The sequence below is a fragment of the Luteococcus sp. H91 genome, from assembly GCF_038433135.1.
Lineage (GTDB): Bacteria > Actinomycetota > Actinomycetes > Propionibacteriales > Propionibacteriaceae > Luteococcus.
In genome coordinates, this window is record NZ_JBCDMV010000018.1 from 36,386 (window position 1) to 50,019 (window position 13,634).

Sequence of the window (13,634 nt, forward strand, 5' to 3'; positions counted from 1 at the left end):
GGGTGTGCGGGTGACCTATCGCGTGCTCGTCCTGGTGTCCGGCAGCGGCACCCTGCTGCAGTCGCTGATCGACGCCCGGGATGACGGCGGGCTGGAGGCTGAGCTGGTGGCTGTCGGGGCCGATGTGGACTGCGCCGGGATCGAGCGCGCCGAGGCCGCCGGGATCGCCACCTTCGTCCATCCGATGCCCAAGCTGCTGCGTCGCGGCACCGTCGAACGCCTGGCCTGGGATGCCGAGCTGGCCGACCAGATCGCCGCCTTCACCCCTGACCTGATCGTCTCCGCCGGTTTCATGAAGCTGCTGGACGTGCCGTGCATGGAGCGCTTCGGCGACCGGATCATCAACACCCACCCGGCCCTGCTTCCCCACTTCCCCGGCGCGCACGCCGTCCGCGACGCCCTGGCGGCCGGGGCAACCATCACCGGCGCTTCCATCTTCTGGGTCAACGACGGCGTCGACACCGGCGAACTGATCACTCAGGAGCCCGTCGACGTCCTGCCCGGCGACGACGAGGCCACGCTGCACGAGCGGATCAAGATGGTGGAACGACGTCTGCTGGTTGACGTCGTCAACGGCCTGGCCACCGCCCACGGCCGCTGAGCGGCCCCACGAACCAAACCCAACCACGGCACGAAACATTCAGGAGAGCCAATGAGTGACAACCGAATGCCCATCAAGCGCGCGCTGGTGAGCGTCTACGACAAGACGGGCCTCGAGGACCTCGGCAAGGCCCTGGCGGAGGCGGGCGTGGAGCTGGTGAGCACCGGGGGCTCCTACAAGAAGCTCGTCGACGCCGGCCTGCAGGTCACCGAGGTCAGCGAGCTGACCGGCTTTCCTGAATGCCTCGACGGCCGGGTGAAGACCCTCCACCCCAAGGTGCACGCCGGCATCCTGGCCGATCGCCGGCTGGACTCGCACCGCGCGCAGCTCGACGAACTGGGCGTCGCCCCCTTCGACCTGGTGGTCAGCAACCTCTACCCCTTCACCCAGACCGTCGCCTCGGGGGCCAGCGAGGACGAATGCGTCGAGCAGATCGACATCGGCGGGCCGTCCATGGTGCGCGCCGCCGCCAAGAACCACCCCAGCGTCGCGATCATCACCTCGCCCGGGCAGTACGAGGAGCTGAAGGTTGCGCTGGCCGAGGGCGGTTTCACCCTGGAGCAGCGCAAGGCGCTGGCCGCCGCCGCCTTCAAGCACACCGCCGCCTATGACATGGCAGTCGCCGGCTGGATGGGGCAGGTGCTCAGCGACGACACCGACGGCACCGGTTTCCCGGCGTGGGTCACCGGCAGCTACGAGCGCCTCGACGTGCTGCGCTATGGCGAGAACAGCCACCAGCAGGCCGCGCTGTACCGCAAGAACTTCGGCCCCGAGGGGCTGGCCACCGCCGAGCAGCTCGGTGGCAAGGCGATGAGCTACAACAACTACGTCGACACCTTTGCCGCACATCGCGCCGCCTACGACTTCGACCAGCCGGCCGTCGCCATCATCAAGCACGCCAACCCGTGCGGCATCGCCACCGGCGCCGACATCGCCGAGGCCCACCGCAAGGCCCACGAGTGCGACTCGCTGAGCGCCTTCGGTGGCGTGATCGCCGCCAACCAGACGGTCACGGTGGCCATGGCCGAGCAGGTCAAGCCCGTCTTCACCGAGGTCATCGTCGCCCCCGACTACGAGCCCGAGGCGCTGGAGATCCTGCAGACCAAGAAGAACCTGCGCATCCTCAAGTGCGGCGCCCCCGCCCGCGGCGGCGTCGAGACCCGCGAGATCGACGGTGGCATGCTGATGCAACAGATGGACGTGTTGCAGGCCGAGGGCGACAAGCCCGAGAACTGGACCCTGGCCGCCGGTCAGGCCCCCGACGAGCAGACCCTGGCCGACCTGGCCTTCGCCTGGAAGGCCTGCCGCTCGGTCAAGTCCAATGCCATCCTGCTGGCCTCCGACGGCGCATCCGTCGGTGTCGGCATGGGCCAGGTGAACCGCGTCGACTCCTGCAAGCTGGCCGTCGAGCGCGCCGGTGAGCGGGCTGCCGGCTCCGTCGCCGCCTCGGACGCCTTCTTCCCGTTCAGCGATGGCCCGCAGATCCTCATCGACGGGGGAGTCAAGGCGATCGTCCAGCCCGGTGGCTCCATCCGCGACGACGAGACCATCGCGCTGTGCCAGGAGAAGGGCATCACGCTCTACTTCACCGGAACCCGCCACTTCTTCCACTAGTGCGGCGTGTCGTTAGTTTGTGAATGGTTGGAGTTTGGGAGAATTGGTCATGGCCAATTCTCCTGCCCCAGCTCTCGGGCTTCGTAAGGGTGATCGTGAGCGTCTGGAGTCGTTGACGCGGTCGCGAACGGCGCAGGCGGGTGCGGTGCTGCGGGCCAGGATCGTGCTCGCGGCCGCGGACGGTGTTGCGAATGACCGGATCGCTGAGCAGCTGCAGGTGTCGAAGAACACGGTGCTGACCTGGCGCAGGCGGTACGCCGACAGCGGTATGGCCGGGTTGGTCGATGCGCCTCGTTCGGGCAGGCCCCGCCGGCTGGACCATCGCGCGATCGTGGCCACGACGTTGAAGCCCCCGCCGAAGAAGTACGGGGTGACGCACTGGTCGAGCCGGTTGCTCGCCGCGCACCTCGGCGTGGGGAACGCGACGATCGCCCGCGCGTGGCGTGAGTACGGGGTGCAGCCCTGGCGCAGCGGGACGTTCAAGTTCTCCACCGACCCCGAGCTGGTGGCCAAGGTCACCGACGTCGTCGGCCTGTACCTGGCGCCGCCGGACAATGCCGTGGTGTTGTGTGTGGACGAGAAGTCCCAGATCCAGGCTCTGGACCGCACCCAGAAGACGTTGCCGATGCAACCCACCCAGATTGAGCGCCGCACCCATGACTATGTGCGTCACGGCACGATGACCTTGTTCGCCGCACTGGACATCGCCACCGGGCACGTGACAGGGGCCTGCAAGCCCCGGCATCGGCACCAGGAGTTCTTGGCCTTCCTCAAGCAGCTCGCCCGTGCCTACCCCGACCAACAGCTGCACCTGGTGATGGACAACTACGCCACCCACAAGCGCGTCGAGGTCCGTGACTGGCTCGCTGCCAACCCGAGGATCCATGTCCACTTCACCCCCACCAGCGGTTCCTGGCTGAACCTGGTCGAGGTCTGGTTCGGGATCATCGACAAACAGGCCATCAAGCGCGGCGCGTTCGGTTCCGTGAAGGACCTCAACGCGAAGATCCGGGCCTTCGTCAACGGCTGGAACGACCGCTGCCACCCCTTCGTCTGGACCAAAACCGCCGAAGAGATCCTCACCAAAGCCAACCGTCCAACAACTTCAAACACGGCGCACTAGTTCATCAAGGCAAGGGTACGACCCCCTCGGACCCCCGCGCTTTGCCCGCGCAAACCCTTCGCTCCTTCGTCGCTCAGGGGCGGGCAGAGTTCGGAAAGGTCCTGGGGGCAGGGCGGGTTCATTTGGTGCCATTGCTCATTGCAGGCGGGCAGCAAGGGTCAGGTAGACGGATCCGAACTCTTTGGTTTGGGAGGCTGCCACCAAACGATGGCGCAGGTCAGCCTTGTTCAAACCTCGGGGATTCGGCGACCTTGCTCGTCTCACTTCTCCTATCAGGCTCGCCCAAAGGGCCTTGCGGGCCAGCAGCAAGGTCCGCTCGTTGAGGTTGAGGTCGTTATCAATTGCGTCTTTGGCTTCATCAGTTCCCTCGACGCTTGTAACACGCCCTTCATAGTTGCACATGACTTGGGTGGGACTGTTCAAGCCATCCCGCTTCGGGTTGTGAATCTTGGTGCAGATATCTGTGGCGCCCTTGCGAGTATCGCAGGTCTTCTCACGTCCGGAATTACCCGGACAGACGAGCAGCAGATTCCGCCATTCCACTATTGACTTCTCTCGGTCAGTCGTACCGGACTCGCTTGCGCACCGGGGGTCCGTAAAATCCTTGGTCCGAGGATGGAAATGCTCGATCTTCGTGCGTCCAGGCTCTTGGGACATGATGCGTTCGCAGTAGGCGCAACGGTTCGCCTGCTCATCACGAAGGCGTTCCCGGACGCCGGGAGCGCTCTTCAGGACGTCGAAATCACCTCCTCGGGTGGCCGCCATGGCGGTGACTGCGGCGGTGGGCATTCCCGTGCTTGTGATGGTGAGCACGTGTCACTCGTCTCCGAAGATCGCCATGTAGGCGTCCGCCTCGCCCAGCTCCGGAACGAGAGAAACTCCCCCCATCTCTTCTTCGAGCTCTCGTCGCAAGCCAAGTGCCTTGGGAGTTTCGCCTTGATCCTTGTGCACGAGTGACAGGTAGTCGTCGAGCTTCTTGCGGTTCTGTGTGGGTGGTTCTGGGGTAGTTTCCTGAATCGCTTGGAGGACGATGTCGCTACGCAACCCCTCCGAGTGAAGGGGGGTCAGAGCCTGCTTGTCCGACAAGATCCTGATACAGCGTGCCGGTACCGTCGACAACACCTGCGGGCTGTGTGTGGTGACGATGAACTGCACCTTGGGGAACGTCTCTCGCAGGATTCCGATTATCCGCTGTTGCCACTGTGGGTGAAGATGGAGGTCGACCTCGTCGATGAGAACAATTCCCGGAGTTGTCTTCAGAAGGTCGTCGCCACCCAAATGTGGGTTGGCCCGTGCCATTCGGCTTGCCAAGTCGATGACGAGACCCGCCGTGATCCGAACACCGCTGGACAACCAGTCAAGGGGCAAGGTGGCCCCGCCAGTCGTCGGTGTGAGGGTTATCGTACCCACCATGGGATCCCAGATGGGGCGGTGCCATCCGAAATCCGCCAAGGCGGCATGTGTTGCTGCGTCAATTGCATCCAGCTGGGCGCGCACGGGGGCGGGCGCCGGCCTGTCCCGTGTAAGGTCGACGGCTGCGCGCAGCATGAGGGACTTGAGATAATTCCCCAAGCGTGTGAGGTCCGACTTTGGATCCAATGCAGCGGCGTAAGCGCCCAGTCTGGAAGTAGGGATACTCCCTTGGTCTCGGCGCACGCCAACCAGACGCTCGACGCCATAGTAGCCAATGACTGGCAGCGTGACACCCCAGTGCGAGGCTGCCGTCGCTTCTTCGGCAAGCCGTTGAACAGCCGCCCGAACGCCGTTGTCCCCCCAGGTTGTACGGCCCTTCGAGCTCCTGCGTTCCCTTGTCCACGAGTAATGCTCTCCGGCGATCGTCGCTGCGAGTTCTGCCCGGATGGGATATGCCTGTTCCAAGGTTGCTATGCTAGACCAAGAATCCAAATTGTGCGCCTTTGCATGGGCGTCGTGGGTCTGGAAGCCGGGCGCGGTCTGGCCAAACCCTGCGATCACAGATCCTAGAGAAATTGCCAGTGCGTCCAGGACGGAAGTCTTCCCCTCGGCGTTCAATCCAACCAGCACCGTCAGGTCGGTTTCAAAGTCGATGCGCAGAGATTCATAAGCCCGAAAATTGGTCAGGTTGAGTGAGTTGACGTGCCACGCGGTCGTCTGCATGGGTCCCAACCTAGCAGTGCCCACAGTCGAGCTAACTGAGCCAAGACGTCCGGTTCACTGACTGCGGTCTAATGCTCGGGGTTTCCCGCCTGGTCGGCGCGCTTTGTACCGCTAGGCTAACCGTGGCGAAGGAGGAGAGAGTGACTGCGGAACGCATTGACGGCAAGGCCGTCGCCGCCCAGATCAAGAGTGAGCTCAAGGTGCGGGTCGACGCGCTGCGCGCCCGCGGCGTGGTGCCCGGGCTCGGCACGGTGCTGGTCGGTTCGGACCCCGGCAGCCAGATCTACGTCGGCGGCAAACACAAGGACTGCGCCCAGGTGGGCATCGAGTCCATCCGGGTGGACCTGCCGGAGGACACCACCCCCGCGCAGCTCGACGAGGCGATCCAGGCGCTCAACGAGAACCCGGCCTGCACCGGCTACATCGTGCAGCTACCGCTGCCCAAGCACCTGGATGAGCACCGCGCGCTGGCGCTGATCGACCCGGACAAGGATGCCGACGGCCTGGCCCCGGCCAGCCTGGGCAAGCTGGTGTTGACCGAGCCCGGCCCGCTGCCCTGCACCCCGCGGGGCATCGTGGAACTGCTGCGTCGCTACGACGTGCCGCTGGCCGGCGCCGAGGTCTGCATCGTGGGCCGGGGAACCACCGTCGGGCGCCCGCTGTCGCTGCTGCTGACCCGCAAGAGCGAGAACTGCACCGTGATCCAGTGCCACACCGGCACCAAGGATCTGGCGGCGCACACCCGTGAGGCGGACATCGTGGTGGCGGCCGTCGGCCGGGCCGCTTTCCTCACCGCGGACATGGTCAAGCCGGGGGCCGTCGTGGTCGACGTCGGCGTCAGCCGAGTGGACGGAAAGCCGGTCGGCGACGTGGCCGCCGACGTCTGGGAGGTGGCCGGAATGGTCACCCCGAACCCCGGCGGCGTCGGCCCAATGACCCGGGCGATGCTGCTGTCCAATGTGGTGGACCGGGGCGAACAACTGGCCGGTATCAAGGCCTGAGACGGATGGGTTCAAGCACCGAGCAGCACGAACGGGACACGGCGCTGGCCAAGGCGCGTGCCCTGGCCAGCGGCCGCACCCTGAACCAGTGGCCTCTGGCCGCGGTGCTGCTTTGCCTGGCCGTCTCGCTCGGCATCACCGCGACGGGGCACTGGCGGCGGGGCGCCTTCGCGATCGGCTGCAGCGTGCTGCTTGGCGGAATCCTGCGGATGGTGCTGCCCAACCGGGTGGCCGGGCTCTTGGCGGTGCGGCAACGCTGGTTCGACGTTGCGCTGCTGCTGATCGTCGGTGGCGCGATCCTGGGGCTGACCCTGGTGGTGCCGCACTCCAAGCCCGGCCTGGGTTGAGCCCGCTCGCTGGGCAGTCATCCCAGATCCTGCCCAGCGCCCATCCAGAACGACGACGTGGCCGCCACCCCGATCGGGTGGCGACCACGCTGTGTATGCTGGCAGATCCGGTGGTGGATCAGATCAGGCCGAGCTCCTTGACGGCGTCGCGCTCCTCCTGGAGTTCCTTGACCGACGCGTCGATCCTGGCGCGGCTGAACTCGTTGATCTCCAGGCCCTGGACGATCTCCCAGTTGCCGTCCTTATGGCGGACCGGGAAGGACGAGATGAGGCCCTCGGGCACGCCGTAGGAACCGTCAGAGCACACGCCGAGGCTGGTCCAGTCGCTGCCGACGGTGCCCAGCTCCCAGTCGTGCATGCAGGAGGCGGTGGCATTGGCGGCCGACGCGCGGCTGGACAGGCCGGTCGCGTCGATGATCTCGGCGCCGCGCTTGGCAACCTTTGGGATGAAGGTGTTCTTGACCCACTCGTTGTCGTTGATGGCCTCGAGGACGGGCTTGCCGTCGACGGTGGCGTGGAAGAGATCCGGGTACATGGTGCTGGAGTGGTTGCCCCAGATGGTCAGGTGCTCGATGTGGCGGGTGGTGACGCCCAGCTTCTTGGCAACCTGGGCCTTCGACCGGTCGAGGTCGAGGCGGGTCAGGGCGCCGAAGCGCTCATTGGGGATGTCGGGCGCATTGTTCATGGCGATCAGCGCATTGGTGTTGGCCGGGTTTCCGGTCACCAGCACGCGGATGTCGTCGGCAGCCACCTTGTTGAGGGCCTTGCCCTGGGCGGTGAAGATACGGCCATTGGCGCTCAGCAGGTCGCCGCGCTCCATGCCGGCCTTGCGCGGGAAGGCGCCGACCAGCATGGCGATGTTGGCCCCGTCGAAGATCTTCTCGGGATCGTCGCCGATCTCGACATTCTTCAGGTTCGGGAAGGCGCAGTCGTCCAGCTCCATCACGACGCCTTCAAGGGCCTTCATGGCGTGCGGGATCTCCAGCAGCCGAAGTTCGATCGGGGTGTCACCCAGCACCGCGCCGCTGGCGATGCGGAACAACAGGCTGTAGCAGATCTGGCCGGCGGCGCCGGTCACTGCAACCTTGATGGGGGTCTGCTTCACGGTCTCTCCCTTACTGTGTGTTGGTCTCGCTCCGGATGGAATCTGCCTCGGCGGACGTCTTGGACACTACCGTGTGCCCTTGTCCGCTGGCCTTCCGGGGTCCCAGTGACCTGATGGCTGTTCCCAGCCAGTCTAGGAGGCAAGCCCCGACGGGGGAAGGGCACCCCTGCTTCACGCACATCCGCCACCGGCGCCCTCTGGTGGTCGGACGGTTGTGCGCACCCTTGGTTGATGGATCGCCTGGGTGCGCAGTTCTCGGATTGCGCCAGATCATGTAGGTTGCGCCGGGTCGCCCTGAGTGGCGTCGTCGGATCACGGCGGGGAGGTGGGGCATGAAGCAGGGGCAAGGGCGACGCGGCCGCCTCCCAGGGGAGACGGCCGCGTCGGTCAGGCGATGCCGGGTTGGGCAGCACCCGGTGCAGCAGGTGATCGGTGCAACAGGCGATCAGTGGGCGACGGCACCCTCGGCGCCCGCGCCGGTCATGGAGCGAACCTCCATCTCGGTGTACTTCTCCGGGTTGTATTCCTTCGAAGTGATCGAGCCGATCCAGCCGAGGATGAAGCCGATCGGGACGCTCACCAGCGCCGGGTTGTCCAGCGGGAACCAGGCGAAGTCCGCATTGGGGAACATCGAGGTCTTGGCACCGGACACGGCGGGGGAGAAGGTGATCAGCACCAGGGCGGAGATCAGGCCACCGTAGATGGACATCACGGCGCCGCGGGTGTTGAAGCGCTTCCAGTACAGCGAGTACAGGATCGACGGCAGGTTGGCCGAGGCCGCGATGGCGAAGGCCAGCGCCACCAGGAAGGCGATGTTCTGGCTCTTGGCCGCGATGCCACCGACGATGGCGAGCAGGCCGATCACCACCACGGTGTTGCGGGCCACCTTGACCTCCCGAGCCGGGTCGGCATTGCCGTCCTTCATGATGGCGTTGTAGATGTCGTGCGCGAAGGAGGCCGACGCGGTGATCGCCAGACCGGCCACCACAGCGAGGATCGTCGCGAAGGCGATGCCGGCGATCACGGCCAGGAAGAGCGTTCCGCCCAGACCCTTGCCGGGCAGCCAAAAGGCCAGCGCCGGGGCGGCCGCATTGGCCTTGCCGGGCAGCGTGTCGACGACGTCGTAGCCCACCAGCCAGGCGACGCCGTAGCCCAGCACCATGGTGAACAGGTAGAAGGCGCCGATCAGACCGATCGCCCAGGTGACTGAGCGACGGGCCTCCTTGGCCGTGGGGACGGTGTAGAAGCGCATCAGCACGTGCGGCAGGCCAGCGGTGCCCAGCACCAGGGCGATCGACAGGGAGATGAAGCCCAGCTTGTTGGTGCCGTACTTGCCCATCGGCTTGGTCAGGTCCTTCCAACCAGCCGCATTCGCGGGATCGGCGGCCTTGAGCGCATCGGCGTGGCGCTGGGCATTGCCGATCAGCGTGGACAGGTTGAAACCGGCCTGGGCCATCACCCAGAAGGTCATGATGCCGGCACCGGCGATCAGCAGCACCGCCTTGATCATCTGCACCCAGGTGGTGCCCTTCATGCCACCGATCAGCACGTAGACGATCATCAGCAGGCCCACCAGCACGATCACGAGGTTCTGCATCATGTCATCGGTCACGCCGAGCAACAGCGAGACCAGGCCACCGGCGCCGGCCATCTGGGCCAGCAGGTAGAAGAAGGAGACGGCCAGGGTGGAGATGGCCGCAGCCATCCGGACCGGCTTCTCCTGGGTGCGGAAGCTGAGCACGTCGGCCATCGTGTACTTGCCGGTGTTGCGCAGGGGCTCGGCGACCAACAGGAGTGCGACGAGCCAGGCGACCAGGAAGCCGATGGAGTAGAGCAGGCCGTCGTAGCCGCTCAGCGCGATGGCTCCGACGATGCCCAGGAAGGAGGCGGCGGAGAGGTAGTCGCCCGCGATGGCCAGACCATTCTGTCGGCCGTCGAAGGAGGCGCCACCGGTGTAGAAGTCGCTGGCCTTCTTCTTGCCACCCTGGGAAACGCGGATGACGATGGTCAGGGTGACCACCACGAAGACGGCGAAGATGATGATGTTGGCAATTGGATTGCCGAGCTTGGTCTGCAGCAGGGGCAGGAAGTGGTTCATCGGGTGCCCTCCAGCTCGGCGCGAATCTTGGAAGCGATCGGGTCAAGGTTCTTGTTCGCGTGGCGGATGTACAGCGCCGTGATCGCGAAGGTGGTGAGGAACTGCAGCAGGCCGAGGAAGAGGCCAATGGTGACCTCACCGAAGAGCGGCTTGTCCATGAAGCTCACCGCGTAGGTGCTGAGCAGCACATAGGCGAAGTACCAGATCAGGAAGGCGGCGCTGAGCGGGAAGGCGAAGTTGCGGAAGCGCTTCTTCAATTCCTGGAACTCGTCCGACGCCTGTACCGCGGCCAGCTTGGCGTCATCGACGACGTAGGCGTGCGGGCCATCCAGTTCAGGCAGGGGGCTGTGGCTGGGGGGAAGATGACGTTCGGGATCGTCATGGAACTCGTGAGGCTCATGGGGCTCGGGATGGGCCTGGTGTGATGTTGACATCGGGCTCCTAGCGTCGTTGCTGTTGGCGTATGCCGTCCGGTGGCACAAGCTGGAGCAAAGCTAACTGCAAATGTGACCCATGTCACTAGTTTGAACCCCAATTTTTTCACAGCGTGATGAATTCTTTGGTACGGACAACTCCGGGAAAAGGAGGAAAACCTTTGCCAGCTGGGAAAATGTGGCTCACATCAGCGGAAGATGACGGTACGGCGCTCGTCCAGAAAGACCCGCTTCTCAGCAAAGAGCTTCACCGCTTCGGTCAGGGTGCGGCTCTCCTCGTCCTGCCCGATCGCCACCAGCTCGGCGGGGGTCTTGGAATGGTCCACCCGCACCACGTTCTGTTCGATGATCGGCCCCTCGTCCAGGTCACTGGTGACGAAGTGCGCGGTGGCGCCGATCAGCTTCACCCCACGCTGGTGCGCCTGACGGTAGGGATTGGCTCCCTTGAAGCCGGGTAGGAAGGAGTGGTGGATGTTGATGGCCCGCCCCTCCAGCGCCTCGCAGAGCTCGGGGGAGAGGATCTGCATGTAGCGGGCCAGCACCACCAGCTCGATGTCGAACTCGTCGACCAGATCCAGGATCCGCTGCTCGAAGGCGGGCTTCGTCTCGGGGGTCACCGGATGGCTCTCGAAGTCGATGCCGTAGAAACCGGCCAGGTCACCCAGCGTCGGGTGATTGGACAGGATCTTGGGAATCTCCACGTTCAAGTAGCCGCTGCGCTGCCGAAAGAGCAGGTCATTGAGGCAGTGCCCGGCCTTGGAGGCCAGCACCAGGGTGCGGGTGGGGCGGGCCATCAGGTCAAGCACCCAGTCGGCATCCAGATCCTCGACGACCGGGGCGAGCGCAGCCTCGATCCCCGCCCGGTCGAGCGCAGTGTCCAACGTGAGCCGGATGAAGAAGCGCCCGCCTTCGGACGAGAACTGCTGGCACTCGACGATGTTGCCGTTGGCCGCCACACAGGCGCCGGAAACGGCGTGCACGATGCCGGGACGGTCATTGCAGGCGATGGTCAGCACCCAGATGTTCTGCTCAGTGGTCACCGGTCAAGACTAGGGGACGGCGAGGGGTGTCCCGGTGGGCGTCCGGCATGGCAGGCTGGTGTCATGACCGACCAGACCCTTCCCGAGGACCTGCAGGACACCCAGTGGAGTGACCAGGCTCGCCAGGCGCTGCAGCAGCAGGCCGCCGCGGCGATCACCGCGATCCAGGAGTTCACCGACTACCTGGCCGCCTGTCCGGATGAGGATGCCCTCGACGTCGAGGAGGCGCTGGAACGCTCCCAGCAGTTGCGGGCCGCGCTGCTGGCCTATGACGACGCGGGATTCGACCTGTCCGGGATGTTCCCGGTCTGCCTGCCGGACGAAGGGGACGTCGATGACGACGACCTCGATCTGGACGAGGAGGACGACGAGGACGACTACGACGACCTCGACCTGGGCGACGACGAGGACCAGCCCGAGGCGCGATTCGTCACCCTGGTGGCGCGGTGCGACTACCAGATCACCGGCCTGGAGGGCGACCTGCAGCAGGTGGTGGAATCCCTGATGGGCAAGGATCTGGTGCCGATCGAGGGGCTGCAGGAAGTGCGCAAGGCCATGGTGCACATTCCGATGGTGGCGTTGGAGCCCGACGAGGTCTTCGACGAGGACCCCTTCGGTCTGTTGTTGGACGACTGACCCGGCGCCGGGCAAACCGGCGGAATCGGCGCTGTGGCTGGCGGCAGTTATCCTGACATGGTGACAGCCACCCAAATCCTGACCAATGTGGCGCTGATCTTCCTGTTCATCATCATCGGCGGAATCTTCTCCGGGGCCGAGATGGCGCTGGTCAGCCTGCGGGAGAGCCAGATCAAGAATCTCTCGAGCCGCGGAAAGCGCGGCGAGGCGATCGCCCGGCTCACGTCGAACCCGAACAATTTCCTGTCCGCCGTGCAGATCGGTGTGACCGTCTCTGGCTTCCTGTCCGCCTCCTTTGGTGGCGCGACGCTGGCCCCGGCGCTGGCGCCTGCACTCATCGGCTGGGGCGTGCCGTCCAGCGTCGCCAACACCTTGGCGCTGGTGGCGATCACGGTCGTGATCTCCTACTTCTCCATCGTGCTGGGCGAGCTGACCGCCAAGCGGATCGCCATGCAGCGAGCTGAGGGTTTCGCCATGTCCGTCGCCCCCCTGGTGGATTCGATTGCCCGTTTTGCCCGGCCGATGATCTGGTTCCTGGGCAAGTCCACCGACGTTGCGGTGCGGCTGCTGGGTGGCGACCCGAATGCCGCCAAGGAAGAGGTCAGCGACGAAGAGCTCCGCCAGATGGTGGTCGGCTCCCAGACCCTGGGCGCGGAGGAGCGACACATCGTCGACGAGGTCTTCGAGGCCGGGGAGCGCAGTCTGCGCGAAGTGATGGTGCCGCGCACCGAGGTGGATTTCCTGCCCGGCGACATGCCCGCCTACAAGGCGATTCGCGAGGTGCAGGGCGCCCCGCACTCCCGCTACCCGGTGACCGACGGCTCCCGTGACCGGATTGTCGGCTTCCTGCACGTGCGTGACCTGATGGACATGGATCCCTCCACCCGCTCCACCGCCATCAAGCAACTCGTGCGGCCCGTGCTCAGCCTGCCGGACACCGTGCGGGTGCTGCGCGCGTTGACGGACATGCGACGGGCACACTCCCACCTGGCCATCGTCCGCGACGAGTACGGCGGCACCGCCGGCATCGTCACTCTGGAGGACCTGGTGGAGGAGTTGATCGGTGACATCACCGACGAGTACGACCTGCCCCCGGCCGGGATCCACACCCAGCTGAATGACATCGACGGGTTGATGACCCTGGAGGAGTTCGCGGAGAAGTTCGGTTACCTCTTGCCGGAGGGCCCCTATGACACCGTGGCGGGCTATTTCATGGCCCAGGCCGGCCGACTGCCCGCCCTGGGCGACGAGATCACCGTCGATCTGGAACGTGACCCGGACGCGGAGCAGGTCGAGAACCTGCCGGAGAGGTCCGTCGTGGCGTTCACCATCACTGAGCTGGATGGCCGCCGAGCCGCATGGCTGAGCGCCCGGCGCAAGACCTCCGAGCCGGAGCACGACCCCCGGGTGGGGCCTCTGGGCGAGGACGATGCGGACGACAAGCGCCCCGTCCTCGACCTGTCCCGGGCGGGTCAGGGTGTTGGCGCGGATGAGATCGG

12 protein-coding genes and 1 pseudogene are annotated in these 13,634 nt (G+C 65.5%); 7 read left to right on the forward strand and 6 right to left on the reverse strand.

What is annotated here, in order from left to right; genetic code table 11:
• The first annotated feature begins 10 nt into the window (after nt 1–10).
• From purN to AAEX57_RS09550, 3 genes are read left to right on the forward strand one after another with little or no spacing between them, the layout of a single operon-like run.
• Complete coding sequence (purN, locus tag AAEX57_RS09540; RefSeq protein ID WP_342092657.1) at nt 11–601, forward strand: phosphoribosylglycinamide formyltransferase; 591 nt, start codon at nt 11–13, stop codon at nt 599–601.
• Between the two features lie 51 nt (nt 602–652).
• Nucleotides 653–2,215, forward strand: a complete 1,563-nt coding sequence (gene purH / locus AAEX57_RS09545) for a bifunctional phosphoribosylaminoimidazolecarboxamide formyltransferase/IMP cyclohydrolase (RefSeq protein ID WP_342092658.1) — start codon at nt 653–655, stop codon at nt 2,213–2,215.
• Nucleotides 2,216–2,264: 49 nt separating this feature from the next.
• Nucleotides 2,265–3,338, forward strand: a complete 1,074-nt coding sequence (locus AAEX57_RS09550; protein ID WP_342092659.1) for an IS630 family transposase — start codon at nt 2,265–2,267, stop codon at nt 3,336–3,338.
• A gap of 135 nt (nt 3,339–3,473) precedes the next feature.
• Here the strand turns inward: AAEX57_RS09550 and AAEX57_RS09555 are convergent, their stop codons facing one another.
• Nucleotides 3,474–4,151, reverse strand: coding sequence for a hypothetical protein (locus tag AAEX57_RS09555; protein WP_342092660.1), 678 nt, complete (start codon nt 4,149–4,151; stop codon nt 3,474–3,476).
• 3 nt (nt 4,152–4,154) lie between these two features.
• Nucleotides 4,155–5,474: an AAA family ATPase gene (locus AAEX57_RS09560; protein ID WP_342092661.1), complete on the reverse strand. Its 1,320-nt coding sequence runs from the start codon at nt 5,472–5,474 to the stop codon at nt 4,155–4,157.
• 140 nt (nt 5,475–5,614) lie between these two features.
• Between AAEX57_RS09560 and AAEX57_RS09565 the strand changes: the two genes are divergently transcribed.
• Nucleotides 5,615–6,475 (forward strand): bifunctional methylenetetrahydrofolate dehydrogenase/methenyltetrahydrofolate cyclohydrolase, encoded by an 861-nt coding sequence (locus AAEX57_RS09565; protein ID WP_342092662.1) that lies wholly within the window; start codon nt 5,615–5,617, stop codon nt 6,473–6,475.
• Between the two features lie 5 nt (nt 6,476–6,480).
• Complete coding sequence (locus AAEX57_RS09570; protein ID WP_342092663.1) at nt 6,481–6,822, forward strand: DUF3017 domain-containing protein; 342 nt, start codon at nt 6,481–6,483, stop codon at nt 6,820–6,822.
• A 118-nt stretch (nt 6,823–6,940) separates the two neighbouring features.
• On the opposite strand, the gene AAEX57_RS09575 is transcribed toward AAEX57_RS09570, so the two are convergent.
• From AAEX57_RS09575 to purU, 4 genes are all read right to left on the reverse strand, one after another.
• On the reverse strand, nt 6,941–7,927 hold the full coding sequence (locus tag AAEX57_RS09575) for a malate dehydrogenase (protein ID WP_342092664.1): 987 nt from the start codon (nt 7,925–7,927) through the stop codon (nt 6,941–6,943).
• Nucleotides 7,928–8,372: 445 nt separating this feature from the next.
• Nucleotides 8,373–10,025 carry a solute symporter family protein gene (locus AAEX57_RS09580; protein ID WP_342092665.1) on the reverse strand — a complete coding sequence of 551 codons (1,653 nt, stop codon included), beginning with the start codon at nt 10,023–10,025 and terminating at the stop codon, nt 8,373–8,375.
• Entirely contained in the window at nt 10,022–10,459 is a 438-nt protein-coding gene (locus AAEX57_RS09585) for a DUF485 domain-containing protein (RefSeq protein ID WP_342092666.1), read from the reverse strand. Before AAEX57_RS09585 ends, AAEX57_RS09580 begins: the two co-directional genes overlap by 4 nt.
• A gap of 188 nt (nt 10,460–10,647) precedes the next feature.
• Entirely contained in the window at nt 10,648–11,499 is an 852-nt protein-coding gene (gene purU, locus AAEX57_RS09590) for a formyltetrahydrofolate deformylase (RefSeq protein ID WP_342092667.1), read from the reverse strand.
• A gap of 63 nt (nt 11,500–11,562) precedes the next feature.
• Here purU and AAEX57_RS09595 point away from each other — a divergent pair, with 63 nt between their 5' ends.
• Complete coding sequence (locus tag AAEX57_RS09595) at nt 11,563–12,135, forward strand: hypothetical protein (protein ID WP_342092668.1); 573 nt, start codon at nt 11,563–11,565, stop codon at nt 12,133–12,135.
• A gap of 57 nt (nt 12,136–12,192) precedes the next feature.
• A pseudogene (locus tag AAEX57_RS09600) lies at nt 12,193–13,628 on the forward strand (hemolysin family protein).
• Nucleotides 13,629–13,634: the final 6 nt, after the last annotated feature.

Bases quoted from the DNA above. Each gene is read 5' to 3' on its own strand.
- purH (WP_342092658.1), top strand. From the start codon at position 653: ATGAGTGACAACCGAATGCCCATCAAGCGCGCGCTGGTGAGCGTCTAC.
- AAEX57_RS09550 (WP_342092659.1), top strand. From the start codon at position 2,265: ATGGCCAATTCTCCTGCCCCAGCTCTCGGGCTTCGTAAGGGTGATCGT.
- AAEX57_RS09560 (WP_342092661.1), bottom strand. From the start codon at position 5,474: ATGCAGACGACCGCGTGGCACGTCAACTCACTCAACCTGACCAATTTT.
- AAEX57_RS09570 (WP_342092663.1), top strand. From the start codon at position 6,481: ATGGGTTCAAGCACCGAGCAGCACGAACGGGACACGGCGCTGGCCAAG.
- AAEX57_RS09580 (WP_342092665.1), bottom strand. From the start codon at position 10,025: ATGAACCACTTCCTGCCCCTGCTGCAGACCAAGCTCGGCAATCCAATT.
- AAEX57_RS09585 (WP_342092666.1), bottom strand. From the start codon at position 10,459: ATGTCAACATCACACCAGGCCCATCCCGAGCCCCATGAGCCTCACGAG.
- AAEX57_RS09595 (WP_342092668.1), top strand. From the start codon at position 11,563: ATGACCGACCAGACCCTTCCCGAGGACCTGCAGGACACCCAGTGGAGT.